At 32.6% G+C, this 24,989-nt stretch carries 25 protein-coding genes; 14 read left to right on the top strand and 11 right to left on the bottom strand.

From position 1 onward, the window contains the following. The first annotated feature begins 24 nt into the window (after positions 1-24). From porV to FUA26_RS14345, 11 genes are all read left to right on the top strand, one after another. Positions 25-1,230 carry a type IX secretion system outer membrane channel protein PorV gene (porV, locus tag FUA26_RS14395; RefSeq protein WP_147137656.1) on the top strand — a complete coding sequence of 402 codons (1,206 nt, stop codon included), beginning with the start codon at positions 25-27 and terminating at the stop codon, positions 1,228-1,230. A gap of 73 nt (positions 1,231-1,303) precedes the next feature. Further along, a complete protein-coding gene (gene cdd, locus FUA26_RS14390; protein ID WP_147137654.1) occupies positions 1,304-1,786 on the top strand; it encodes a cytidine deaminase in 483 nt (160 codons plus the stop codon). A 202-nt stretch (positions 1,787-1,988) separates the two neighbouring features. Then, a complete protein-coding gene (pdhA, locus tag FUA26_RS14385; protein ID WP_147137651.1) occupies positions 1,989-2,987 on the top strand; it encodes a pyruvate dehydrogenase (acetyl-transferring) E1 component subunit alpha in 999 nt (332 codons plus the stop codon). 3 nt (positions 2,988-2,990) lie between these two features. After that, positions 2,991-4,625, top strand: a complete 1,635-nt coding sequence (locus tag FUA26_RS14380) for a pyruvate dehydrogenase complex dihydrolipoamide acetyltransferase (protein ID WP_147137648.1) — start codon at positions 2,991-2,993, stop codon at positions 4,623-4,625. Between the two features lie 123 nt (positions 4,626-4,748). Continuing rightward, positions 4,749-5,747 carry a M28 family metallopeptidase gene (locus tag FUA26_RS14375; RefSeq protein ID WP_147137645.1) on the top strand — a complete coding sequence of 333 codons (999 nt, stop codon included), beginning with the start codon at positions 4,749-4,751 and terminating at the stop codon, positions 5,745-5,747. Then, entirely contained in the window at positions 5,740-6,423 is a 684-nt protein-coding gene (locus FUA26_RS14370; RefSeq protein WP_147137642.1) for an SDR family NAD(P)-dependent oxidoreductase, read from the top strand. Before FUA26_RS14375 ends, FUA26_RS14370 begins: the two co-directional genes overlap by 8 nt. A 147-nt stretch (positions 6,424-6,570) precedes the next feature. After that, complete coding sequence (locus tag FUA26_RS14365; RefSeq protein WP_147137640.1) at positions 6,571-9,204, top strand: T9SS type B sorting domain-containing protein; 2,634 nt, start codon at positions 6,571-6,573, stop codon at positions 9,202-9,204. A gap of 4 nt (positions 9,205-9,208) precedes the next feature. Beyond that, complete coding sequence (locus FUA26_RS14360; RefSeq protein ID WP_147137637.1) at positions 9,209-9,844, top strand: HAD family hydrolase; 636 nt, start codon at positions 9,209-9,211, stop codon at positions 9,842-9,844. Between the two features lie 135 nt (positions 9,845-9,979). Beyond that, positions 9,980-10,546, top strand: a complete 567-nt coding sequence (locus FUA26_RS14355; RefSeq protein WP_147138291.1) for an RNA polymerase sigma factor — start codon at positions 9,980-9,982, stop codon at positions 10,544-10,546. Further along, positions 10,533-11,306, top strand: coding sequence for a hypothetical protein (locus FUA26_RS14350; RefSeq protein WP_147137634.1), 774 nt, complete (start codon positions 10,533-10,535; stop codon positions 11,304-11,306). The genes FUA26_RS14355 and FUA26_RS14350 overlap by 14 nt, the downstream gene beginning before the upstream one ends. A gap of 40 nt (positions 11,307-11,346) precedes the next feature. Beyond that, positions 11,347-12,426, top strand: coding sequence for a hypothetical protein (locus FUA26_RS14345; RefSeq protein WP_147137631.1), 1,080 nt, complete (start codon positions 11,347-11,349; stop codon positions 12,424-12,426). A gap of 69 nt (positions 12,427-12,495) precedes the next feature. Here the strand turns inward: FUA26_RS14345 and FUA26_RS14340 are convergent, their stop codons facing one another. Genes FUA26_RS14340 through FUA26_RS14330 form a run of 3 tightly spaced genes read right to left on the bottom strand, consistent with a single transcriptional unit; the run spans position 12,496 to position 14,467 of the window. Then, a complete protein-coding gene (locus tag FUA26_RS14340) occupies positions 12,496-13,458 on the bottom strand; it encodes an alpha/beta fold hydrolase (protein WP_147137628.1) in 963 nt (320 codons plus the stop codon). Next, positions 13,442-13,852, bottom strand: coding sequence for a nuclear transport factor 2 family protein (locus FUA26_RS14335; RefSeq protein ID WP_186826924.1), 411 nt, complete (start codon positions 13,850-13,852; stop codon positions 13,442-13,444). Before FUA26_RS14335 ends, FUA26_RS14340 begins: the two co-directional genes overlap by 17 nt. Before the next feature lie 51 nt (positions 13,853-13,903). Beyond that, positions 13,904-14,467 carry a TetR/AcrR family transcriptional regulator gene (locus FUA26_RS14330; RefSeq protein ID WP_147137623.1) on the bottom strand — a complete coding sequence of 188 codons (564 nt, stop codon included), beginning with the start codon at positions 14,465-14,467 and terminating at the stop codon, positions 13,904-13,906. 108 nt (positions 14,468-14,575) lie between these two features. Here FUA26_RS14330 and dnaG point away from each other — a divergent pair, with 108 nt between their 5' ends. Further along, positions 14,576-16,534: a DNA primase gene (gene dnaG / locus FUA26_RS14325; RefSeq protein ID WP_147137620.1), complete on the top strand. Its 1,959-nt coding sequence runs from the start codon at positions 14,576-14,578 to the stop codon at positions 16,532-16,534. Here dnaG and FUA26_RS14320 read toward each other — a convergent pair. After that, entirely contained in the window at positions 16,529-17,161 is a 633-nt protein-coding gene (locus FUA26_RS14320; protein ID WP_147137617.1) for a response regulator transcription factor, read from the bottom strand. The genes dnaG and FUA26_RS14320 overlap by 6 nt on opposite strands. A 96-nt stretch (positions 17,162-17,257) precedes the next feature. Beyond that, on the bottom strand, positions 17,258-18,046 hold the full coding sequence (gene nadE / locus FUA26_RS14315; protein ID WP_147137615.1) for an NAD(+) synthase: 789 nt from the start codon (positions 18,044-18,046) through the stop codon (positions 17,258-17,260). Positions 18,047-18,120: 74 nt separating this feature from the next. Between nadE and gldB the strand changes: the two genes are divergently transcribed. Together gldB and gldC are read left to right on the top strand one after the other, a co-directional pair. Next, positions 18,121-19,101: a gliding motility lipoprotein GldB gene (gene gldB, locus FUA26_RS14310; protein WP_147137613.1), complete on the top strand. Its 981-nt coding sequence runs from the start codon at positions 18,121-18,123 to the stop codon at positions 19,099-19,101. Beyond that, positions 19,101-19,436 (top strand): gliding motility protein GldC, encoded by a 336-nt coding sequence (gldC, locus tag FUA26_RS14305; protein WP_147137611.1) that lies wholly within the window; start codon positions 19,101-19,103, stop codon positions 19,434-19,436. The genes gldB and gldC overlap by 1 nt, the downstream gene beginning before the upstream one ends. Here gldC and FUA26_RS14300 read toward each other — a convergent pair whose 3' ends face one another. From FUA26_RS14300 to mreC, 6 genes are read right to left on the bottom strand one after another with little or no spacing between them, the layout of a single operon-like run. Beyond that, entirely contained in the window at positions 19,437-19,844 is a 408-nt protein-coding gene (locus FUA26_RS14300; RefSeq protein ID WP_147137610.1) for a GNAT family N-acetyltransferase, read from the bottom strand. Beyond that, positions 19,831-20,445 carry a peptide deformylase gene (gene def / locus FUA26_RS14295; RefSeq protein ID WP_147137608.1) on the bottom strand — a complete coding sequence of 205 codons (615 nt, stop codon included), beginning with the start codon at positions 20,443-20,445 and terminating at the stop codon, positions 19,831-19,833. Before def ends, FUA26_RS14300 begins: the two co-directional genes overlap by 14 nt. An 18-nt stretch (positions 20,446-20,463) precedes the next feature. Beyond that, on the bottom strand, positions 20,464-21,741 hold the full coding sequence (rodA, locus tag FUA26_RS14290) for a rod shape-determining protein RodA (protein WP_147137607.1): 1,278 nt from the start codon (positions 21,739-21,741) through the stop codon (positions 20,464-20,466). Continuing rightward, positions 21,741-23,678 (bottom strand): penicillin-binding protein 2, encoded by a 1,938-nt coding sequence (gene mrdA / locus FUA26_RS14285; protein WP_147137605.1) that lies wholly within the window; start codon positions 23,676-23,678, stop codon positions 21,741-21,743. The genes rodA and mrdA overlap by 1 nt, the downstream gene beginning before the upstream one ends. After that, positions 23,675-24,181, bottom strand: a complete 507-nt coding sequence (locus FUA26_RS14280; protein ID WP_147137603.1) for a rod shape-determining protein MreD — start codon at positions 24,179-24,181, stop codon at positions 23,675-23,677. Before FUA26_RS14280 ends, mrdA begins: the two co-directional genes overlap by 4 nt. Beyond that, positions 24,174-24,986, bottom strand: a complete 813-nt coding sequence (gene mreC / locus FUA26_RS14275) for a rod shape-determining protein MreC (RefSeq protein WP_147137601.1) — start codon at positions 24,984-24,986, stop codon at positions 24,174-24,176. The genes FUA26_RS14280 and mreC overlap by 8 nt, the downstream gene beginning before the upstream one ends. Positions 24,987-24,989 lie beyond the last annotated feature (3 nt).

The following is a 24,989-nucleotide window of genomic DNA, read 5'->3' as shown; positions in this document are numbered from 1 at the left end:
TATTTGTTAAATAAATACTATTTCATGAAGAATACAATTTTGCTATTAGCATCATTAGCATTTGTTTTAAAGGTAAGTGCACAAAACACAGTAATTCCTTTTGAAGATGATTCACGCGTTATAACTACAGGAGTTCCTTTTTTATTAATTGCACCCGATGCCAGAGCAGCAGCCATGGGAGATATGGGTGTAGCAACATCAGTTGATGCGTTTTCGCAACAATGGAATGCTTCAAAATATGTCTTTTCTGAAACTAAATCGGGTTTTGGTGTAAGTTACACGCCGTATTTAAGTAAACTAGTAAATGATATTTTCTTAGGGAATTTAACCTATTTTAACCGTTTAGATGAGCGTAGCGCTTTTGGGGTTAGTTTGCGTTATTTCTCGTTAGGAGATATTGAGTTTATTGATAGGCCTGAAGATCCGGCTAGAATTCAAAGGCCAAATGAATTATCTTTAGATGCATCTTACGCCTTAAGATTAAGTGATCAATTTGCTATGTCTGTAGCTATGCGTTATTTACGTTCAGATTTACGTTTGCAAGTTGATGGTCAAGATGTGTCAGCAGCAAGTACCTTTGGTGTTGATATTTCAGGATACTATCAAAGTGAAGAAGAAGCCTATGCCGATTTTAATGGGCGTTGGCGTGGTGGTTTTGCAATTCAAAATATAGGGCCAAAATATAAATATGATGATGGTGGAATTGAAAACTTTCAGCCTACAAATTTACGATTAGGAGGTGGTTTCGATTTTATTTTCGATGATTACAACAAAGTAGCAGTTACTGCCGAAATAACTAAACTATTAGTGCCAACACCTCCAAGATATGGTTTTGTTGATGCTGATGATGATGGAGAGTTTGATAGAGGAGACGAAGAAGTAGTTATAGTTGAAGGTCAAGATCCAGATGTAAGCTTCCTGTCGGGTATGTTTCAATCATTTGGTGATGCACCAGGAGGTTTTAGTGAAGAACTAAAAGAATTTACTTGGGCTTTAGGAGCAGAGTATGTGTACCAAGACTCATTTGCGTTTAGAGCAGGTTATTTTAATGAAGCCGAAGAAAAAGGTGCTAGAAAGTTTTTAGCACTAGGGGCAGGCTTTAAGGCCAATGTTGTAAATATAGATTTATCGTATTTATTTTCAGCATCAAAAATTCAGAGTCCTTTAGAAAATACACTGCGTTTTTCATTAACATTTAACATAGGTGAAGGCGCATATCAAGAATATTAGTAGTACATTTAACAAACAATAAACCAAAAACTATTGCCCAAAGCAATAGTTTTTTTGTCTGTAATAATTTATTATGAAAGAAGTAAATATAGCCACCAAAATATATGTTTTTGAAAATTTAAATGCGTTACCAAAAGATGTAGTTAAGCTTATGGAAAAAGCTGCCGAAGCACGAAAAAAAGCTTATGCACCTTATTCGCAATTTTTGGTGGGCACAGCATTACTTTTAGATAATGGCGAAGTAATTACAGGTAGTAACCAAGAAAACGCATCGTATCCCTCAGGGTTATGTGCAGAACGAACAGCTATTTATTACGCCGGAGCTCAATATCCAAACGCTAAGGTGTTAAAAATGGCAATAATTGCAGGTTCGCAAAATAAAATTACAACAGCACCAATACCACCTTGTGGTGCATGTAGGCAAACTATAGCAGAGTATGAAATAAAACAAGAAACCCCAATAGAAATTTATTTTATGGGTGAACAAGGTAAGGTCGTAAAGTCAAATTCATTACAAAACCTATTACCATTAGTTTTTGATAAGTCTGTGTTATAACCCACGTTGCTAAATAAGTATTATTACTGCTTAAAATTTTAAATACTACATTATTAAGCTTAAAAAATTAAAAAATAAGCACTACAGATTGTTAACAGCCGTTTTTTTAATATTTTTTTCTACTTTACCATAATTAGGTTTTTGCAATAAATCACAAAGTATTACTTTTGTAGTCAGCTTAAGTAAAACTTAAAATTAGTCGATGCAAAAAATCACTAAAGAAACATACCTAAAATGGTATGAAGATATGCTGTTCTGGAGAAAGTTTGAAGACAAACTAGCAGCAGTTTATATACAACAAAAAGTTAGAGGATTTCTTCATTTGTACAACGGGCAAGAAGCTGTATTAGCAGGCGCGTTACATGCAATGGATTTAACCAAAGATAAAATGATAACCGCTTACCGTAATCACGTACAGCCAATTGGTATGGGCGTAGACCCAAAGCGCGTTATGGCAGAGTTATATGGTAAAGCTACCGGTACTTCACAAGGTTTAGGTGGTTCAATGCATATTTTCTCAAAAGAACACCGTTTTTATGGAGGTCATGGTATTGTTGGTGGTCAAATTCCTTTAGGAGCAGGTATAGCATTTGGTGATAAATACCATGATAAAGATGCTGTAACACTTTGTTGTTTTGGTGATGGCGCTGCAAGACAAGGTTCTTTACATGAAACCTTTAACCTAGCTATGCTATGGAATTTACCAGTAGTTTTTGTTTGTGAAAACAACGGTTACGCCATGGGAACATCAGTTGAGCGTACTGCAAACCACGAAGACATTTGGAAACTAGGTTTAGGTTACGAAATGCCTTGCGGTCCAGTTGATGGTATGAACCCCGTAAAAGTTGCCGAAGCTTTTGATGAAGCTATTCAACGAGCAAGAAAAGGTGGTGGTCCAACATTTTTAGAGTTAAAAACGTACCGTTATAGAGGGCACTCAATGAGTGATGCGCAGCATTACAGAACAAAAGATGAGGTTGAAGAATACAAGAAAATAGACCCAATTACACAGGTTAAAGATATTATTCTTGAAAAGAAATACGCATCAGAAGACGAAATCAAAGAAATTGACAAACGCGTAAAAGCTAAAGTAGCTGAATGCGAAAAATTTGCTGAAGAATCACCATTCCCAGAAAAGAATGTGATGTACGATGCTGTTTATGAGCAAAAAGATTATCCATTTATACAACACAAAATATAAACAATGGCAATAGTAGTAAATATGCCTCGTTTAAGCGATACCATGGAAGAAGGTACCGTTGCGAGTTGGTTAAAAAAAGTAGGAGATAAAGTAGAAGAAGGCGATATATTAGCTGAAATTGAAACAGATAAAGCTACTATGGAGTTTGAATCTTTTAACGAAGGTACATTACTTCATATTGGTATTCAAGAAGGTGAAACTGCCCAAGTAGATTCGCTTTTAGCTATTATTGGTGATGAGGGTGAAGATATCTCAGATATTTTAAATGGAGGTGGAGCAGCAGCTGAGGCTAATGATGAAGCCAAAGCAGAAACGCCAGCTAAAACTGAGGCTACCGAAGAAACTACTTCTGAAGAAACTACTGAAACAGCTAAAGTTGAATTACCTGAAGGTGTTGTAGTTGTATCTATGCCGCGTTTAAGTGATACCATGGAAGAAGGTACGGTAGCAACTTGGTTAAAAAAAGTAGGTGATAATGTTGAAGAAGGTGATATTTTAGCTGAAATTGAAACAGACAAAGCTACAATGGAGTTTGAGTCTTTTCAATCGGGTACATTACTTCATATTGGGTTACAAGAAGGAGAGTCTGCAAAAGTAGATGAGCTTTTAGCTATCATTGGGCCAGAAGGAACCGATGTTTCAGAAATAGCAAAAAACTACAAAGTAACCACCGAAGCACCAAAAACAGAAGAAGCGCCAAAAGCAGCTACATCAACTAAAACTGAAGCGCCAAAGGCAGCACAACCAAAAAAAGAAAGCAAACCACAAAAACCAGTAAAAACTGATGAGCGTATATTTGTTTCGCCATTAGCTAAAAAAATGGCAGAAGAAAGAAACATTAATCTTTCGCACATTACAGGTACTGGAGAAGGTGGGCGTATAGTTAAGTTTGATATTGAAAACTTTGTGCCAGGTGCTGGTGCTGGATCTGTTGGTAAATACATACCAACGGGTCAAGAAGATTTTGAAGATGTACCAAACTCGCAAATGCGTAAAGCTATTGCTAAATCTTTAACAAAATCTAAATTCTCTGCACCTCATTATTATTTAGCAGTTGAGTTTGATATGGATAACGCCATAGCATTCCGTAAGCAGTTTAATTCTATACCAGATACAAAAATATCATTTAATGATATGGTAGTTAAAGCTTGTGCTTTAGCTTTAAAACAACATCCGCAAGTAAACTCACAATGGTTTGATGATAAAATGCGTTTAAACAATCACGTACACATAGGTGTAGCTGTAGCTGTTCCAGACGGTTTAGTAGTGCCTGTAGTACGTTTTGCTAATGAGCAAAGTTTACCGCAAATAGGAGCCGAGGTTAAAGAATTAGCAGGAAAAGCAAGAAATAAAAAATTAACTCCAGATGAAATGTCTGGTAGTACATTTACTGTTTCAAACTTAGGTATGTTTGGTATAGATTATTTTACATCTATCATCAATCAACCTAACTCAGCAATTTTATCTGTTGGGGCTATTGTTCAAAAACCAGTGGTAAAAGAAGGTCAAATAGTAGTTGGCAACACAATGAAATTAACCTTGGCCTGTGATCATAGAACGGTTGATGGTGCTACTGGAGCTCAATTCCTTCAAACATTAAAAGGGTATATTGAAAACCCAGTAACTATGTTAGTATAATGTTATTTTGAAATACATTTCTTTACAGTGAAGTGTAATTCAAAACACTCTTAATAATATAATGTTAAACCTGTTTCTAATGAAACAGGTTTTTTTATCTTTAGTTTTTAAGCACTAAAACGTATGTATAAAGTATTTTTTTTAGCTATTACTGTTTTTTTTACAACTTGTAAAACCACAGAAACTGCTACCAAAGCAAACCCAATTCAAAAGAATAGTATAACACAAAATGAAACAATAAATTTAAGTACAACAATAGAAGCAGCTAGTATAAAATCAAATATGGAATTTTTAGCTTCTGACGCCTTAGAAGGCAGAAATACAGGTACAGTTGGTATTGAAAAAGCAGCTGTTTTTATTGAAGATTTTTTTAAAAAGAATAACGTAAGGCCTTATTTTGAAACGTATCGTGATAGTTTTAACCTTAAAGATATTGTTGGTTATAACGTAGTTGGTTATGTAGAAGGACATGATGATGCCCTTAAAAATGAATTTGTAATTCTTGGGGCACATTATGATCATATAGGAACAGCGCAAGAAGTAAATGGTGATGTTATTGCAAATGGAGCCAATGATGATGCATCTGGAACAGTAGCAGTTATGGAGTGGGCAAAATATTTTGCAACAACAAAAAGTAATAAGCGTAGCATTTTATTCACACTATACAGCGCAGAAGAAATGGGTTTAAAAGGCTCAGAACATTTAGCCGAAAGACTTAAAAAGATAAACTTAAACGTATACACCATGATAAATTTTGAAATGATTGGTGTACCAAGAGCTAAAAACCAAGTAATGTCGTATATAACTGGGTATAGTAAATCAAACATGCCAGAAAAGTTAAATGAATACGCCGGTGGCAGCGTTGTTGGCTATTTTCAAAAAGCAAAACAGTTTGGTTTGTTTAAACGTTCAGATAATTATCCGTTTCATAAAGCATTTGGTATTCCTGCTCACGCTATTTCAACTTTCGATTTTACAAATTTTGAATATTATCATCATGTTGATGATGAGTCAGATAAAATGGACTTTAAACACATGACGCATTTTATAAATAGTTTTATTCCGGTAATTAAAGGCATTACTAATTCAGCTTCAAAAGAAATTAAAATAAATAATGAGTAAAAATATAATTATAACTGGTACAAGTAGAGGCATTGGTTTTGAACTTGTAAAGCTATTTGCTAAAGCAGGTCATAGAGTTTTAGCGTTGTCTAGAAATGAAAAGCCAGTGTTTCAATTGGCTTATGAAAACGTTACTACATTTCCTTTTGATTTGAGTAATCCGTTAGATTATAAGCGCGTAGAAACCTTTTTAGATTTAAAATTTAAAAAAGTTGATGTGCTAATTAATAATGCAGGCATGTTGCTTAATAAACCTTTTGCAGAAACTACTATTGCAGATTTTGAAAAAATATACAAAACCAATGTTTTTGGCGTTTCTGAAATGACAAGAAAATGCTTGCCTTTTATGAGTAAAAATGGTCATGTAGTAACAATTAGCTCAATGGGCGGTGTGCAAGGTAGTATGAAATTTCCGGGGTTAGCAGCATACAGTTCAAGTAAAGGTGCTGTTATAACTTTAACCGAATTATTAGCAGAAGAGTACAAAGAAACTGGCCCAAGTTTTAATGTGTTGGCTTTGGGCGCTGTACAAACTGAAATGTTGCAAGAAGCGTTTCCCGGGTATCAAGCACCAACTACTGCATTGCAGATGGCTGAATATGTTTTTAACTTTGCGCTTTCAGGTCAAAATTTTTACAACGGTAAGCTGTTACAGGTTTCTAATTCTACACCCTAACCTCTTAAAAAAAAGCATGTGTTTTTAATCTAATTTATATAAAAGTTTAACGTGTAAGTCATTTTTTTCTTGCGGTTGTAAGTAATTTGTAGTAACTAGAGGCTTTAATAATTTGATTGTAATTTCAAATTAAGTTATCAACTGCAAATGAATAATTTAGCTATCCCTAACAAAGCTATACAAATAATTTTTGTATGCTTTACGCTATTCTTTTTTTCAAGTATATCTTTTTCTCAAACGCCAATTTATTCCAATGTATTAGTAAGTGATGTAGGCTTAAATAATAACATAGGTAGAGCAAATACTAGTAGAAATGTTGTGGTTTCTGAAAGTGGAGAAATATATGTAGTTTTTGTAGGTAGTATGGGTATTAGAGTTGCAAAAAGTATAGACAGAGGTCAAAGTTTTCTGCCAAGTGTGCCTGTGTTTGCAGGTAATAATGAGCCTGAAATTATTGTAAATAAAAGAGGCGATGTTTTTGTAAGTTGGGTGTCTTTAGGTCGTGTTTATATATCTAGAAGTACAGATGGCGGCGCAACATTTGAAGTGCCAGTAAATATAGGTACAAGTTTTTCTGAAGTTGTACATATGGCAGTATTTGATGATGCTGTGTATATTATTGATAGAATTGGAGCAAACATATACATAAACAATAACAGAGGTGAAGGCACTTTTAATCACATAATTAATTCAAGTTATGTATATGCTGATATTAGAGCAGACCAAAATGGTGTTTTATATATACCTTCAGATGATCCTGCGCTATATCTATCACGAAGTGATGATGGCGGCGCCACATTTACAAGTGTGCCTGTATTACCCAGAGGCAGAAGCGTATATTTCTCTAGTTATGCGTTAAGTGATGGGCCATGTGGCACATTTATATTTGTAGCAGGCGGAAGCCCTACTGTAACTGATGGTTTTAAAATAAACGTAGAAACAGGTGTTACAACACCTATAGTTTTTGGTAATAATAGCGGTAATACCGAAGGAAGAACGCTGTTTGCAGATAATAGAGGTACTTTGGTTGATGGTTACAAAAGCCCCTTAGGCCAATTATTTATAAACATAAGTTATGATCAAGGGCAAACATTTAGTACACCCATTTTAGTAGCTAATGGAGTTAGCCATAATGTAACAAGAAACCCTTTTCATGAAGATATTGATGTTGTTTTTGATGTTGCAGGCCAAGTATATCTTAATGTGTATGATGGCATTTTAAAAAATATAAAAATAACTAATAACAACTTGCCAGCAGTTTGCCCTGGAGACTCATTTAATGTGCCTTATGAGTTAGCGGGTACATTTAACGCAACAACAGAGTTTGTAGTATATTTAAGTGATACCTCAGGTAGTTTTGAAAATAAAACCGAAATAGGTTCAATAATAAGTAATACTAATGGGCAAATAACATGTACAATACCAAGTACCAAACCTTTCAGTGAGCTTTATAGGGTTATTATAGAATCTGCAACAGATTGCGCACAAAGTAATATAATAGATTTAAAAATTGGTTCTGTAGATATAAATACGCCAACAACAATACAAGTTTGTGATGATGATAATGATGGTTTTTATGCTTTTGATACATCAAATATTGAATCTGAAGTCCTTGGAAGCTTATCAAAAGCAGGTTTAAGCATAACATATTTTGATGGTAATGGAAACGCATTACCAAGTCCGTTACCCAACCCTTACATAAACACAATTCAGCAAGAAGAAGAAATTTTAATAAGAGTATCTAAAACAGGTACCAGTTGTTTTGCAGAAACCTCATTAAAGTTGCAAGTTTATAACACACCAATTGTAAACACACCACAAACGCTTTTTTCTTGTAATGAAGGCGGCGGTATTGCTACTTTTAATACCTCAAATATTCAAACTGAATTAATAGGCAACCAAACAAATTTAACGGTTTATTATTTTGATGGTAACGGAAACGCATTACCAAGCCCTTTACCTACAAGCTACAACAATATAATACCTTGGAGTGAAACAATACAGGTTAAAGTTGAAAATAGCGTGAATGCAAATTGTTTTGTTGAAACAAGTTTTAATTTAGAAGTTAATACAATACCTGAAATAAATTTAGAATCAAAATATTACATATGTAATCTTGAACCTTCACGATATATATCTGTGAGAGCGGATTTAGATTATTATGAATGGGCATATCAAGACGGTACCATAATTTCAAATACTTTTGAAGCAAATTTAGTTAATGAAGGTAACTACACACTTCATTTTGGAACAATACAAAACGGTATTCTTTGTCAAAATTCAACAGAAATAACATTAGTTAGGTCTGTGTTGCCATCCATTGAACAAGTAAAAACTAAGGAACTTTCCGATGACAATTATATTGAAATAATAGCTACAGGCGATGGTGATTTTGAATATTCAATTGATGGGGTAAACTTTCAAGATAGCCCTATATTTTCAGGCGTTTTAGGAGGTGTATATACAGCCACAATTAGAGATAAAGATGGTTGTGGTGAAGATTTTCAAAAAGTTATAATAATAGATTATCCAAAATATTTCACACCAAATGGTGATGGTTTTAATGATGTTTGGCAAATTAAAGGTATTGAAAAATACCCATTAGCCGATATTAGAATTTTTGACCGTTATGGCAAATTTATAAAACAAATAAAACCTAGCATTAATGATGGTTGGGATGGTACTTTTAATGGAAAAACTTTACCTTCGTCAGATTATTGGTTTACAGCTAATCTAGATGGTAATAAAACCATTACCAAACATTTTACCCTAAAAAGATAATAAAGTGAGTAAATACAAGTGTGTTATTTTTGATTGCGATGGTGTTTTAATAGACAGTGAGTCTATTGCTATTGGCGTTTTAGTTAACATGGCCAATCAATTAGGTGCTACGTTTCATTTCAAAGAGTCACTAATAGCCTTAAAAGGAAAATCGCTTAACGCATGTATGGCACTTATTTCTGAAGCTATAGGAAAACCATTACCAGAAGATTTTGAAAAACAATACCGTGCAAAAACTTTTGAAACTTTTAAAAAGGAAATTAAACCCATAAAAGGTATAAAAAGCGTATTACAAAATATAAAATTACCATTTTGTGTAGCCTCAAGCGGTCCTGAAAATAAAATACGCCTAAATTTAGAAGTAACAGAATTACTCCCTTTTTTTGGTAACAATATTTTTAGTTGCTATACAATTCAAAAATGGAAACCCGAACCAGATGTGTTTCTCTGGGCAGCAAAAACAATGGGGTTTCAACCCAAAGACTGTTTAGTTATAGAAGACAGCGTGTCTGGTGTAAAAGCAGCTTTAGCTGGCGGATTTGATGTTATTGGGTACACAGAGCACGATTATAAAAATGAATTACCTGGTTTGGCAACCAAAACCATACAAAGTATGGATGAATTATTGCCTCTGCTTTAATTTTTTTAGACTGTAAAAGTACTGTTTTTTAGGTGTTTAAATTATTTTTCGTCTTCAAAAAAAATAATTTCACATCCTTAGGCAACCATTTGTATAAAATTTGCGTCTGTATAAATAGAAAGCAAAATGAAACTTTTGAAGGTTATACAACTCCATAAAAACGAAACAGCTTTAATAAAAAAAGCATTAAAAAATAATCGTGAAGCACAACATGTATTATTTGAGTTGCATGCCCCAAAAATGTTAAGCGTTTGCAGGTATTATGTAAAAGATTTACAGCAAGCAGAAGATGTTATGCTTAACGGTTTTTTTAAAGTGTTTTCAAACTTAAAACAATTTAATGCCGATGGAAGTTTTGAAGGCTGGATGAGGCGTATTATGGTTCGTGAAGCAATTTCATTTCTAAGACAAAAAAAAGATATAGAATTTCCTGTTGATACCTTTCAGACCAATACAAATTCTGAAAATAATATAAATACAAATATTGAAGTAGCAAATATTCAGCAACATATTGATACCTTACCAAGTGGTTATAAAATGGTATTTGTAATGTATGCAATTGAAGGTTACAAGCATCATGAAATTGCAACTATGTTAAATATTACAGAAGGAACATCAAAATCGCAATTATTTAAAGCACGTAAAATGCTTCAAGAAGCTATTTCAAATTCAAATAAAATAACAAGTTATGGCACCAAATAATTTTGATAAGCATATAAAACAAGCCTTAGAAAAACGTAGCATTCAGCCATCAAATGAAGCATGGAATAAGCTATCAAATCGTTTAGAGTTTACATCAAACAATAGCACTAAAAAAGGCTATGTTTGGTTTGGTTTAGCGGCTAGTGTTGCTGCTATTTTATTGGTAGCTTTTCAGTTTATTAAAACAGATAATATAAATAATTCAACTATAAAAGTTGTTGATACTTCAAAAGAAGAAAATTTAAAAACTACCACCAATAATAAGCAAAATAAAGGCATTACAAATAAGTTTGAAACCAATACGGCCATAACAAAAGCAGCACCAGTTGTTAAAAATAATACACCAATAGCAAACAAAATAAAAAAAACTGAAGTGCCTAGTACAGTAGTTGTAGCAAGCACACAGCAACCACAATTATTACCAAAGGAAGCTGAAACTATTACAAGGCCAACAAAAAAACTACAAGAAGAATTAACGTTTGAAGACCAAAAAGTACAACAAATAGTAGCAAAGGTTAAGCAACTTAAAACCGAAAAACAACAGGTAACTGATGCTGAAATTGAAGCATTATTACAACAAGCACAACAAGAAATTGCCTTTAAAAAAATATATAATGAATCTACGGGTATTGTAGATGCTAATGCATTATTAAGAGACGTTGAAGATGATATTGAACGCTCTTTTAGAACCAAAGTTTTTGATGCACTAAAAGCAAGTTACAGCACTGTAAAAACAGCAGTAGCCAACCGTAATAACTAAAATTCATCAATCATTCATCAAATCAAATAAACGAACAGTTATGCAAACTATTACTCATTATGTAGTGTTTATAACACTATGCTTAAGTGTGCAATTAATCAATGCACAAGACACTATTAACAATCTAAACAATGCGCTTAAAATAGAAGCTTTAAAAAAAACGAAAGCGCAAATTGAAAAAGAAGAACGTGCTTTTTTAAAGGCTGAAGTTGAAGCTATTAATGTTAGATTAGATAATAACGAAATTACAAATGAGCAAGCTGAAGTATTAAAAAAAGAAGCTGCTAAAAAACGCGCTTTAAATATTGAAAACAGAATATCTATTATTAACAATAAAATAGCGCTTTTACAGCGTAATGAAGAGGGTTACAATACCGATAATAAAGTTGATGATTCTAAAATAGGGATATCAATTAGTACCGAAGAAGGTACTTTTGCTGGTATTAAAATTAATAGTAAAAATAAACCTAAAAAATATGATAAGCGTACAACCAGTGATTTAGTGGTGGCTTTTGGGCTAAATAATGCCATTATTGAGGGGCAAAGCTTAAATGATTCGCCTTATAAATTTGGTGGTTCGCGCTTTTTTGAAATTGGGTGGGCTTGGAAAACACGTGTGTTTAAAGAGTCTAATTTTTTACGTTTTAAATATGGTTACTCATTACATATTAATGGTTTAAAACCAGATGATAATATGTATTTTGTAAAACAAGGTAACCAAACTGTTTTACAAGAATTTCCGCAGAATTTAAAAAAATCAAAACTATCAATTACCAATTTAGTGTTTCCAATGCATTTTGAGTTTGGGCCATCAAAAAAAATTGAGAAAGACACCTATTTTAGGTATTCAACAAAAAAACAATTTAAAATAGGTGTTGGTGGTTATGCTGGGTTTAATATAGGAACACGCCAAAAACTAAAATATGAATTAGATGGTGAGCGTATAAAAGATAAACAAAAGCGAGGTTTTAATACTACTAATTTGGTGTACGGTGTAAGTAGCTATATTGCATTTGGTGATGCTGCTTTATATGTTAAATATGATTTATCGCCCATTTTTAAAGATCAATTAGTAGCACAAAATAACATATCAATTGGTGTACGTTTTGATATGGATTAAATTATAAGTACGCATTAGTAAAAAAAGAAACCCTCAAAATTTTGAGGGTTTCTTTTTTTAAAAAGTATACTAAGATATTCGTTTCATAAATACGCGTATTTTTTCAATTATTTCGTCACCGTCTTCTTCTAAAGCAAAATGGCCAGTGTTGTAAATATTGTAATCTATGTTTTTTACATCTTTTTTAAATGCTTCAGCACCACTTTCAGGAAAGAAAGCATCGTTTTTACCCCAAACAATTAATAAAGGAGGTTGGTTATCTCGTAAATATTGTTGCCATTTAGGGTATAATTTAATGTTATTTTGGTAATCATAAAACAAATCTATATTTACTTTATGGGCGTTAGGTCTAGATAACCTTAAGAAGTCTAAATGCCAGGTATCTGGGTTAACAAGCTCAGGGTTTCTAGTACCATGTGTATATTGCCATTTTAACCCTTCTAAGGTAAATACGGGTAAAAGTGCATTTTCAGTAGTTTTATTTCTGTTTTTCCAAAGTGCTCTTGTATCTGCCCAAGCATCACCCAAACCAGCTTCGTAGGCATTTCCGTTTTGGTTTATTATAGCTGTAATTTTTTCTGGGTTTGCAGTAGCAATTCTAAAGCCAACTGGTGCGCCATAATCCTGTATCATTATAGCAAACTTTTCAATTTTTTTTTGTTTTAAAAATTGATTGATAGTATTGGCAATATTATCAAATGTATAGGTGTATTCAGTATCTGAAGGAAAATCACTATTACCAAAACCCGGATAGTCTGGTGCTATTAAATGAAAATCGTTTGCAAGTGTATTTAATACTTTCCTGTATTGATGTGATGAAGATGGAAACCCATGTAATAGTACAATAGTAGGTTTGGTATTACTACCAGCTTCTCGGTAAGCTATATTTATGCCGTTTACATTTTCAGTTTTATAAGTTATTTGTGTCATGTGTTTTTGAGTTTTTGTGTTATTATTTTTGGTTTGAGCATTTAATAATGAAATAGCAAAAGCTATTAGTGTGTACATTAATTTTTTAAAGTTTTTTTTCATTTTCATTTATTTTTAAATCGTTAATACTAGCATATCGTTTTTTCATGAGGCCATTTTCATCAAATTCCCAGTTTTCATTGCCATAAGCTCTAAACCACTGCCCCTGTTGGTTTTTATATTCGTATTCAAACCTTACAGCAATTCGGTTATCTTTAAAAGCCCATAACTCTTTTTTAAGTTTATATTCAAGCTCGTGTTCCCATTTATGGGTTAAAAAGGCCTCAACATGTTCACGGCCATTAATAAACTGGTTTCTGTTACGCCATTCAGTATCTTTTGAATAAGCTAATGCAACTTTTTGTGGGTTTTTACTATTCCAAGCGTCTTCTGCCATTTGTACTTTTTGTAAAGCCTTTTTTTGATTAAATGGTGGTAAAGGGTGTTTTATTTCCATAATAAATATTCAAATTACCGAACATTCGGTAAAAAATTAAACTAAAATTTTTTAATGTTTCAAATAATTGTTTTCAATATGTTTTAGTGTATTTTCAAAAAGAGCAATGTTATTTAAACCTTTGCATACAATTAAACTACCTTGTATTTCTATAAGTGTTTGTATAGCTTTGGCTTTTGCAATTTCAGGCGTTAAATTTATGTCTGTACCAAATTTGGTAAAAACAGTAATCCATTCAGTCATGGCACTTTCAATATGACTGCCAAAAAGTTCTAAGCTAGATTGCATTGATAGGGCACGCAAAACACAGGTTTCATTACCTTTATCGTACAAGTTTCTAACTTCCTTTAGTGCATTTTTCAATCTAACTTCAGCAGTGTTTTCTGTGTTGTTTAAGGCTTGAAATATGTGCGCTTTTACCCATACATCAATATGGTTTAGAACGGCTTCAGCCATTTCTTTTTTTCCGTTAGGAAATCTGTGATATAAACTTGCTTTTTTTAAACCAGTAGCATCAGATAAATCTTTTAAGCTAGCGCCTTCATAACCTTTAGCCCTAAATACTTTTGTTAGGCTTGTTAAAATTTCTATATCTAATACTTTTTGTGGTCTCATGGTGCAAATATATAAAAAAATTTAATTACCGAACGATTGGTAAATTGATTTTCATTTCACAAATCAATTCATAAATAGTATTTTTACAAACATTTTAAATTTTGTGAATTGATTTCAGCAGCTTCCATAGATCATGTTTTTGAAACCGCTAGAGTAGAAGAGGTTATAGGCGATTTTGTAAACCTAAAAAAAGCAGGTAGCAATTTTAAAGGACTTAGCCCCTTTAGTGATGAGCGTACCCCAAGTTTTATGGTGTCTCCGGTAAAACAAATTTGGAAAGATTTTAGTACCGGTAAAGGCGGTAATGTTGTTGCCTTTTTAATGGAACACGAACACTTTACATATCCTGAAGCCATAAAATATTTGGCCAAAAAGTATAACATTGAAATTGAAGAAACCCAGCAAAGTAATGAGCAAAAAGAAGCCGCTAATGAGCGTGAAAGCTTGTATTTAGTTAGTGAATTTGCAAATAATTATTTTCAGCGCATACTTACCAAAACAGACCAAGGGAAATCTATTGGGTTAAGTTATTTTAAAGAGCGCGGTTTTACCGATGAAACTATAAAAAAATTCAACCTTGGTTACTCCTTAGATAAGTGGCAAGCCTTTACTGATGAAGCTTTAAAAAATGGCTACAATATTGAATATTTGGAAAAAACAGGACTTACTATTGTAAAGCCAGATAAACATTTTGATAGGTTTAAAGGGCGTGTTATGTTTCCTATAAAAAGTATGAGTGGGCGCGTTTTAGGTTTTGGTGGTCGCATACTTACTAATGATAAAAAAGCGGCTAAATATCTAAATTCTCCTGAAAGCGATATCTATCATAAAAGTAAAGTACTTTACGGTATTTATAACGCCAAACAAAGTATTTCAAAAGAAGATAATTGTTATTTAGTAGAAGGCTATACTGATGTTATTCAATTTCATCAAACAGGCATAAAAAATGTAGTATCATCATCAGGTACTGCATTAACTTCAGAGCAAATTAGGCTAATAAATAGGCTTACTAAAAATATTACTGTTTTATTTGATGGCGATGCTGCAGGTATGCGCGCATCGTTAAGAGGCATAGATTTAATTTTAGAACAAGGTATGAATGTAAAGGTGTGTAGCTTTCCTGAAGGCGAAGACCCTGATAGTTTTGCTAAACAAAATACCTTAGAAGAATTAACCGAGTATTTAACAAATAATGCTAAAGATTTTATACAGTTTAAAGCCAATATTTTACACCAAGATAGTAAGGACGACCCTATAAAAAAAGCCGAAACTGTTAGAGATATTGTAAATAGTATTTCTAAAATTCCTGATAGAATTAAAAAAGAAATTTACATACAAGAGTGTGCCAGAATAATGGATATTAGTGAAGAAGTATTATTTAGTACTTTGGCACAAATAGATAAAAAAGAACAGCAAGATCAAGGCAAGCAAGTAAAACAACAGCAAAAAGCTTTTGAAGTAATAAAGCACCAGCAACCAGTAAAAAAGGTTGATGTTCAATATTTATTAGAACGAAAAATTATTGAAATTTTATTGCTTTATGGTGATAGAACTGAAGATTTTGAAGATTTAGTTTTAAAAGAAAATGACAAAGGAGATTTAATTTTAGAACCCGTAATACAACAAGCACGCGTTTTTGAAAAGGTGTTTTTAGATTTACAGGATGACGAAATGCAATTTTCAAATGCACAGTTTAAAGACATCTATTATACAGTAATAGATAACCTTAACCAAAATGAAAATTTTGATTTAAGAACGTTTATAAACAGTGTAGATCAAGATACATCAAATGCCATTACTACTATTTTAATGGACGATGAAAAGCATGCACTTGCAGATTGGAATAGGGTTGAAATTTACCCCAAAGAAAAAAAAGATAGTGTTGCTCAACTAGTAAGTGAAACAATTTTAAGCCTGCGTTGCTTTTTAATAGACCAAAAGGTCAAAGAGTTTCAACAAGAAACTTTACAAAACAAAGGTAATGTAAACAGAAATATTCTTGAAGAGGTTAAAGAATACTCAGGCTTAAAAATGTTATTATCTAGAAAGCTAAACAGAGTTTTATAATTGGTCTGCTAGTTTAGCTTGGTTAACTAAATCAACTAAATTAGTAACTTTTAATTTACGCATTAAACGCGCTTTGTAAGTACTAACCGTTTTTTCGTTAATGTCAAGCTCTTTTGAAATTTCTTTGTTCTTTTTACCAATGGTTAAAAGTTTTAAAACTTCAGCTTCTCTAGTTGATAATTTTTTGTAAAAAGTACCACTGCTTCTGCCAACACGGTTGCCAAAGGCAAGTTGTTGTGTTAACTCGTTACTTAAATAAATACCACCATCATACACTTTGGTAATGGCTTCACTTATTGTAATAACGTTTACAGTTTTTGAAATGTAACCCGAAGCGCCAGCTTTAATGGCATTTATGGCATAAACTTCTTCTGGTTGCCCGCTAAATAGTATGGTTTTAACCTCAGATTGCTCATTTTTTAAATGGCGCAAAATGGTTAATCCATTTAACTTAGGAAGATCTGTTTCAGTTAAAAGAATATCTACTGGATTCTTCTTAATGAAATCTAATACGGCTTCGCCGTCATCAACACTACCAACAATCTTAATGTTGGGAGACGCAGAAAAAAGAACTTCAAGTCCCTTTCTGGTGATAGGATGGTTGTCTGCTATTAATAATTTTATCATAATGTGGTTGTTTTTGCATAACTTTTTGAGAGATAATAATTACATTGAGAGATTATGCATCGGTAAAAGTAGTAATTTATTTATAATTTAACAAATTTACTTCAAATCGTCAGGAATGGTACAAACTGGTATTGGTACCATTTTGTGTTTGTTACTACGGTTAAAACGTTTATAAATTTTAAAAACTTCAAGTTTTCTACCTTCAAAATCGCTATCTGTTTTGCCTTCATCATCCATTTGCATTGCCCATTCTAGTTCAGGATATGAAGCACCAATTTGGTCTTCGTCACTTCTTGCATCACCAAATAAACCATCGCTTGGTGCAGCTTTCATAATTGATTCAGGTACTTTTAAAAAGTCTCCAATGGTGTATACTTCAGATTTTAAAAGGTCGGCAATAGGGCTCAAATCAACACCGCCATCGCCATATTTTGTATAAAAGCCAACACCAAAATCTTCTACTTTATTGCCAGTGCCGGCAACTAAAAGTTTATATAAACCAGCATAGTAGTATAAGGTTGTCATGCGTAAACGAGCACGGGTATTTGCTAATGCCATATCAACAATAGCTTGGTCTCCGTCTAAAGATACTTCGGTTTTAAACTCATCAAAAACAGGTGTTAAATCGGCTCTTGTGTCGCTCACATTATTGTAGCGTTTTTTTAGTTGTGTAATATGTTCTTGTGCTCTACTTACGTGGCTTTCAGCTTGGTGTATAGGCATTTCAACAACTAAAACTTTTAAACCGGTTTCAGCACATAAAGTAGATGTAACTGCAGAGTCTATTCCGCCAGATACACCAACAACAAAACCATTTACACCAGCATTAGTAGCGTAGTTTTTTAGCCAATTTACAATATGTTTAACAACTTTTTCTGTTTGCATATTAAATGAATTTAATTCTAAGAATAGTACCTTTGTAAACAAAAATAAACCAAACACTCTATTAATAAAAATTTATGCTGCCTAAGTTTTGTAAGAATTGTTTTTTATTGATTTTACTTGTTGTAATGTTTGCTGTTTCGTGTAAACAAGAAAATGCGCTAGAAAACACCATAGCAAAAATTAATACCAATATTGAAGTTGAAAGGTTTGATACGTATTTTGCCAAAACTAATGCATCTAATTTAGGTACGTTAAAAAAGGCGTATCCGTTTATGTTTAATGAAAAGTTTACAGACTCGTTTTATATAGCAAAAGCAAACGATACTTTACAGCAAATGTTATGTAATGAGGTTGATAAAACGTTTGGTGATTTTAAAACTACGGAAGCTGAAATTGAGGCGCTTTTTAATCATTTAAAATACTATTTTCCTGAGTTTAATCCGCCACGAATAATAACAACCACAAGTGATGTTGATTATCGTAATAAAGTAATTGTTACTGATACAATTGCCATAATAGCTTTAGATAATTACTTAGGAAACACTCATGAGTTTTACACCAATATACCACGGTTTATTACAGCTAATTTAGTAAAGGAGCAAGTGGTGGTAGATTTGGCTACTGAATACGCTAAAAAGTACATTTATCAAGCGGCAAATAAAACTTTACTTGATGAAATGATTTATTTTGGAAAACAACTTTACTTTAAAGATGTTGTTTTACCTTTTAAAACCGAAGCGCAGCGTATGGGGTATACCCAAGCTCAGTTAAATTGGGCTGCGGCAAATGAAAGTGATGTTTGGCGCTATTTTGTTGAGCGTGAGTTACTTTTTAGTACCGATGCTAAATTGCCTAGTCGTTTTATAAATCCGGCGCCATTTACTAAGTTTTACTTAGAAGGTATAGACGCCAATTCACCTGGTAGATTAGGCCAATATATTGGTTGGCAAATAGTAAAAGCTTATATGAAGCAAAATGAAGTGACTTTAAAAAAAATGTTAATAACAAGCCCCGAAGAAATTTTTAATAACACAAAGTTTAAACCTAAAAAATAATGGCAAAAACACATACCTCTAAAATAGAATTGAATGTTGAATTAGACGAAAACCGTGTGCCCGAAAAACTATCATGGTCTGCGCAAGATGGCGGTATTAATAACGAACAAGCCAAAGCTATGATGTTAAGTGTTTGGGACTCTAAAGCTCAAGAATCTTTACGTATAGATTTGTGGACTAAAGATATGCCTGTTGATGAAATGAAAGTATTTTTTCATCAAACTCTAGTATCTATGAGTGATACTTTTAACAGAGCTACCCAAGACGAAAAAATGACGGCTACCATGAAAGATTTTTGTGATTATTTTGCTGAAAAACTAGAATTAAAAAAATAGCTAAAAGTTTCGTGTCATTATAACATAGGTAATGCCGCCCTTTACAAAAGTTTCACTGGTTTCTTTTAATCCAAATCTTTCATAAAAGGTAGTTTTATCTTTTCTAGCATTACACCATATTTTTTTATAATGTTTCTTATTAGCATATTCAAAAACATGTGTAAGTAATTGTGAGCCGTAGCCTTTGCCTTGGTGTGCTTGTAAGGTTGCAAATTTTCTAAACTGAAGTGTGTTTTCTTCAGTAAATAAAGATACTACCGAAACTAAGGTTTGGTTTAAAAATAATCCAAAATGTAAGCCTTCATTATCATTAGGTAATACAACGTAGGCTTGGGGTTTATTAGGCCACATAACCTCATGCCTAATAGCAATGGTGTTAATAGCTTTAATAGGCTTAATTACTATCATTTTTTAGGTCTTTTTTAAGATGATCTAAATACAAAATACCGTTTAAATGATCTATTTCATGTTGAAAAATAACCGATGTAAAACCGCTTATTGTTTCGGTTTTATGTTCGGCATTAGGCGTGTCATATTCAATGTTTATAGAAAATGAACGACTGCTTAAAGTATCAGTTCTATTGGGTATTGATAAACAACCTTCTCTAACAGTTTGTGTTTTTTTTGAGTAGTTTGTTATGCGCGGGTTTAAATATACTTCAAAAGGTATATTTTCTTTATCAAAACGTTGCACCCAAATGATGTTTTTTAATACTCCAACTTGCGGTGCAGCAATACCAACGCCTAAACTCATACTATCTCTAACGGTTGCAAACAGTCTTTTTATAAACTTTTGTTGTAAGCTGTCTTTTGGGTTAGGTTTTATATAGGTGCTTTTTGTACGTAATACAATAGAATCATTTTTATTGGTAATTTTATAAACACGCATTGGTGTTGAGCTGCTATTTTGGTTAATTAAGTATATGTCACTTTTACTAAATGTGTTTTTAGTTGTAGTGCAACTAAAAATTAACAATATAACTAAACATAGTAGGAAAAGTTGTTTCATTTTAAAATGTGTTTTTGGCTACCACTCATTAATTCTGTTAGAATCTAGTTTTATAAATATAAAAATTAGAATTGTGAAGGCCCATAGCCCAGAGCCACCATAACTAAACATGGGTAGTGGAATACCAATGGTAGGTATTAAGCCCATAACCATGCCAACATTTATAAAAAAGTGAATGAAAATAATAGATGCTACGCTATAACCGTAAACGCGGCTAAATTGAGATTTTTGTAATTCGGCTAGGTGTAATATTCTAAGTAGTAGTAATACAAAAACAATAACTACAAATGATGTGCCTAAAAACCCCCATTCTTCACCAACGGTACTAAAAATATAATCGGTATGCTGTTCAGGTACAAATTTTCCTGTAGTTCTGGTGCCTTCAAGAAAACCTTTACCTTTAAATCCGCCAGAGCGTATGGCTTTTTCAGATTCGTTTAAGTTGTATGCAAATGTTTTTTTCATAGCTTCTAACTTGGCAGGATCTTTTTCTAATCTAAGCCATAAGCTTATTCTGTCTTGCTGATGTGGTTTTAATATACTTTTGTAGAAAAAATTAATACCCAAACTTAAACCAGATGCTAAAAGTAATATGAATAATGTTTGTATTAAGTTGAAGGTTTTTTTGTTAAAAAAGTAATAGATTAAAATTAAAATAGTAGCAATTACTATAGTTGCCACGGCGCCAAATTTTAAAGCTAAAATTGCCAAAATAATAACCGAAAGGCCAATAGCTAAATAAAATTTAGGTAAACCTTCACGATATAAAACAAAAAAGAATGCACCGTAAACTATAGTACTACCTGTGTCATTTTGAAGCAACACCAAAATAGCAGGTGTAATAATAATAGCAAATGTTCTAAGTTGGTCTTTAAACCTTTTAATATCAGTATTTAAATCGCTAATGTATTTGGCAACAGCTAAGGCTGTGGCGGCTTTTGCAAATTCACTGGGTTGTAGTGTCATGCCACCAATACCATACCATGATGTGGCTCCATTTACATTTTTACCAAACAGGAATAAACCTAGTAATGATATCATTGAAAAAATATAAATAACACTAGAAAAGCGTTCATAAAATTTAGCATCAATAGCTAGTAGTAAAATAATTAAAATAAAGGTTAAAAATATAAAAGCCAGTTGTTTGCCAAAAGGTTGTGTAAAATCAAAATAGTTTATGGTTTCGCCAATATGTGAGGCTGAAAAAATGTTTAACCAACCAAAACCAACTAGTAATAAAAACAGAATAATAGTTATCCAATCAAATTTAAAATGCCTGTTAGTGTCTCTTACCATTATTGGGTGTTACTTTCTATATGGTTTAAATGTTGTTTTAAGCGTTTGTACTCATTATCATCAACTAATTGAAATGATGTTTGACCATTAATTTTAAAAGGCTCTCCAGAGTATGGTTTTGCATATTCATTTTTCAAGGTGTGTTTTAAAAGCCATTCTTCTAAATCTTTTCTTGTGGTATAGCCTTTAATGTGTTTTTCAATCATTAAACTGGCTACTTTACCAGCAAACCTGCTTCCCCAATAACCGTTTTCAACAAATACAGCTATGGCAATTTTAGGATTGTCTTTAGGCGCAAATGCCACAAAAATTGAGTGGTCTGTTAACTGTGTTTTTGTACTGTCAATTATTGCAAAATTTTCAACAGTACCAGTTTTACCACAAATATCAATATCTTTTATTTGTAATGATTTAGCTGTACCGTTTTTGTAAACTTGCAACATACCTTCAATAACAGGTTCAAAATGTTGTTTATCAATGGTGGTATATTTTCGCTCAGTAAAACGGTTTGGTACATCTTCACCTTTAATAGATTTTATAATATGTGGTGTGTAATAATAACCGCGGTTAGCAATGGCTGCTGCCATATTTGCTAGTTGTATGGGCGTAGTGGCAACTTCGCCTTGGCCAATGGCATTTGAAATGGTATATGTTGAATAAAATGTTTTAGGATATATGTATTTGTAATAGTCTCTATCTGGAATACGTCCTTTTTGCCCAACATACAAATCGTTATTTAAAAAATTACCTAAACCAAAGCTTTTAGCATGGTTGCTCCATCTGTCTATACCTTCAGAAGCGTTATTGTTTTTATCTAAAATTTTCCTATAGGTTGTTGCAAAATAGGCGTTGCAAGATTCTTGTATACCAGAAATTAAATCGTTCCTTCTTCCGCTATAGCAGTGGCATTTCATAAACCTGTTACCGTACCTATAACCTGCATAACAAGTTACTTTGTCATGAGGTGTTATAACCCCTTCTTGTAGGCCAATTAAAGCATTCATGAGTTTGAATGGCGAACCAGGTTCATATACACCTTGTAAACTTCTATTAAATAGAGGTTTTGCTATAGAGTCGTTATATAGTTTTGTGAAATTTTTTGAGCGTTTTCTGCCAACTAGCATGTTGGGGTTGTAGGTTGGTGCTGCAACCATGGCCAAAATTTCACCCGATGCAGGTTCAATAGCAATAACACCACCGCGTTTGTTTTGCATAAGAAGTTCTCCGTACTCTTGCAGTTTAGCATCAATGGTAATGTGTATGTCTTTACCTTGTTTTGGTAGTGTATCAAACTTACCATCTTTATACGGGCCTATGTTACGGTTAAACCGGTCTTTTTGAATAAACTTGATGCCTTTTACGCCTCTTAAAATTTCTTCGTATGAAGCTTCAACACCTTGTTTACCAATAAGGTCGCCCATTTTGTAGTAGGGTTGTTGTTCTATAATACGTTGGTTAACTTCGCCAATATCACCTAAAACGTTAGCACCTATAGAACGTTGGTAGTGGCGTAAAAAACGTTTCTGAATATAAAAACCTTCAAACTTGCGCATTTTTTCTTGTAAAACGGCATAGTCTTCTTTTGATAAATGCGATAAAAATACCGATGGCAAACGTGGAGAATAGTTTCTTGCTTTTTCAAATGTTTTTAAAAAGCGTTCTTTATCAATTTTTAAAAGTTTGCAAAATTCTGTAGTATCTAATGGTTTTACCTCTCTGGGTATAACCATAACGTCATAAGAGGGTTGGTTTGAAACTAGAAGTTCACCGTTTCTATCATATACAAAGCCTCTCTTGGGGTAATCGTATACTTTTCTAATGGCGTTGTCACTATACAAATCTTGACCATTAAAGGAATAAATTTGTAAATAAAACAGCCTTGAAATAAATACTAACCCAACAAGAATTACAGATCCAAAGAGTAAAAATTGCCTCATTTAGTTTTTCTACTAAAAATGATAGATAAAATTATACTTAAAATTACAGTAAATATACCACAGAATAACGTTTTTTGAAGTATTAAAATTGTTTTAGATATGCTAAAAAATTCTAAAGTAAATAAAACTAAGTGGTGTGCAAATGTTAAAAGTATTAAATAACTAATTTTTGGACCAAAATCTATAGTGGTAAACCGTATGGTTTGGTGCTCATAGAGTGTGCCAAATGACCACCTTAAAAGCAAGGGCCTCATGTAGGCTATAAACACACTGGCTGCTGCATGCATTCCACCAGAATCTAAAAACATATCAATAGTTAAGCCTATTAAAAAACTTACAAAAATAAGTGTTAATCTATTATCTCTTACAGGAAAAAATGCTATAAATAATATATAAATGTACGGGTTTATGTAGCCGTAAAAATTTACATTGTTAAAAATAATTACTTGGGCTAGCACCAACATAATAAACCTGCTTATATTTAGTATTAAAGAGCTATTCATCTAACAGGTTATTAATTTCTTGTTTGTGTACGTTTTCAATAATATAAACATGCTCAAGGTTGGTCATGTCATTAAACAAGCTAATATTTATTTCATAAAAGTTTTCGGCAACATCTTTTTCAAAATCTTTTACAACTCCAATGCCTATGTTTTTTGGAAATATTGATGAACGCCCCGATGTAATTATAGTATCACCAACTGTTACTTTTGCGTTTACAGGAATATCAATTAATTGAACAGTTGCAGGGTTTTGCCCGTTCCAAGTTAATGTACCAAAGTGGTTAGATTTTTTTAACTGAGCACTTATTTTGTTTGTAGTGTTTAAAATAGAAATAACTGTTGCAAACCTATTACTGGTTTTGTCAATTATACCAATAACGCCCTTTGAGCTTATAACACCGTAATCTTGTTTAATACTATCTTTTTCACCTTTATTAATAAGTAAAATATTATCTTTTGTAGTGTAACTATTTTTTATAATACTAGCAGAATAAAACTTATAAGCTAAGCCAAACTTTGTGGTATCAATAAAGGTAGAATCTGCATTTACATTACTATTAAAAAGCAAATTTCTAAGGCGGTTATTTTCTTCGGTTAACAGTTGGTTTTGCGATTTTAAATGTAAATATTCGCTAATGTTATTAACTGAATTATAAACGCCTCCGCTAACAAAATTAGCAGAATTTACAAACTTACTTTTATGGTAAGAGTGTGATTGAATTGTAAACACCAAAGCTAACAAAAATAGCAACAAGAACAACAGAAAGTTTTTGTTCCGTATTATAAAATTTATAATTTGTTGCATGTG

Origin of the sequence: Seonamhaeicola algicola (assembly GCF_007997385.1) — a bacterium.
GTDB lineage: Bacteria > Bacteroidota > Bacteroidia > Flavobacteriales > Flavobacteriaceae > Seonamhaeicola > Seonamhaeicola algicola.
This window is presented reverse-complemented; position numbering and strand designations above follow the sequence as displayed.

What these genes read in the sequence shown, in the direction of transcription:
- porV (WP_147137656.1), top strand. Translation starts at nt 25, where the DNA reads ATGAAGAATACAATTTTGCTATTAGCATCATTAGCATTTGTTTTAAAG.
- cdd (WP_147137654.1), top strand. Translation starts at nt 1,304, where the DNA reads ATGAAAGAAGTAAATATAGCCACCAAAATATATGTTTTTGAAAATTTA.
- pdhA (WP_147137651.1), top strand. Translation starts at nt 1,989, where the DNA reads ATGCAAAAAATCACTAAAGAAACATACCTAAAATGGTATGAAGATATG.
- FUA26_RS14380 (WP_147137648.1), top strand. Translation starts at nt 2,991, where the DNA reads ATGGCAATAGTAGTAAATATGCCTCGTTTAAGCGATACCATGGAAGAA.
- FUA26_RS14375 (WP_147137645.1), top strand. Translation starts at nt 4,749, where the DNA reads ATGTATAAAGTATTTTTTTTAGCTATTACTGTTTTTTTTACAACTTGT.
- FUA26_RS14370 (WP_147137642.1), top strand. Translation starts at nt 5,740, where the DNA reads ATGAGTAAAAATATAATTATAACTGGTACAAGTAGAGGCATTGGTTTT.
- FUA26_RS14365 (WP_147137640.1), top strand. Translation starts at nt 6,571, where the DNA reads ATGAATAATTTAGCTATCCCTAACAAAGCTATACAAATAATTTTTGTA.
- FUA26_RS14350 (WP_147137634.1), top strand. Translation starts at nt 10,533, where the DNA reads ATGGCACCAAATAATTTTGATAAGCATATAAAACAAGCCTTAGAAAAA.
- FUA26_RS14345 (WP_147137631.1), top strand. Translation starts at nt 11,347, where the DNA reads ATGCAAACTATTACTCATTATGTAGTGTTTATAACACTATGCTTAAGT.
- FUA26_RS14340 (WP_147137628.1), bottom strand. Translation starts at nt 13,458, where the DNA reads ATGAAAAAAAACTTTAAAAAATTAATGTACACACTAATAGCTTTTGCT.
- FUA26_RS14335 (WP_186826924.1), bottom strand. Translation starts at nt 13,852, where the DNA reads ATGGAAATAAAACACCCTTTACCACCATTTAATCAAAAAAAGGCTTTA.
- FUA26_RS14330 (WP_147137623.1), bottom strand. Translation starts at nt 14,467, where the DNA reads ATGAGACCACAAAAAGTATTAGATATAGAAATTTTAACAAGCCTAACA.
- FUA26_RS14320 (WP_147137617.1), bottom strand. Translation starts at nt 17,161, where the DNA reads ATGATAAAATTATTAATAGCAGACAACCATCCTATCACCAGAAAGGGA.
- nadE (WP_147137615.1), bottom strand. Translation starts at nt 18,046, where the DNA reads ATGCAAACAGAAAAAGTTGTTAAACATATTGTAAATTGGCTAAAAAAC.
- gldB (WP_147137613.1), top strand. Translation starts at nt 18,121, where the DNA reads ATGCTGCCTAAGTTTTGTAAGAATTGTTTTTTATTGATTTTACTTGTT.
- gldC (WP_147137611.1), top strand. Translation starts at nt 19,101, where the DNA reads ATGGCAAAAACACATACCTCTAAAATAGAATTGAATGTTGAATTAGAC.
- FUA26_RS14300 (WP_147137610.1), bottom strand. Translation starts at nt 19,844, where the DNA reads ATGATAGTAATTAAGCCTATTAAAGCTATTAACACCATTGCTATTAGG.
- def (WP_147137608.1), bottom strand. Translation starts at nt 20,445, where the DNA reads ATGAAACAACTTTTCCTACTATGTTTAGTTATATTGTTAATTTTTAGT.
- rodA (WP_147137607.1), bottom strand. Translation starts at nt 21,741, where the DNA reads ATGGTAAGAGACACTAACAGGCATTTTAAATTTGATTGGATAACTATT.
- mrdA (WP_147137605.1), bottom strand. Translation starts at nt 23,678, where the DNA reads ATGAGGCAATTTTTACTCTTTGGATCTGTAATTCTTGTTGGGTTAGTA.
- FUA26_RS14280 (WP_147137603.1), bottom strand. Translation starts at nt 24,181, where the DNA reads ATGAATAGCTCTTTAATACTAAATATAAGCAGGTTTATTATGTTGGTG.
- mreC (WP_147137601.1), bottom strand. Translation starts at nt 24,986, where the DNA reads ATGCAACAAATTATAAATTTTATAATACGGAACAAAAACTTTCTGTTG.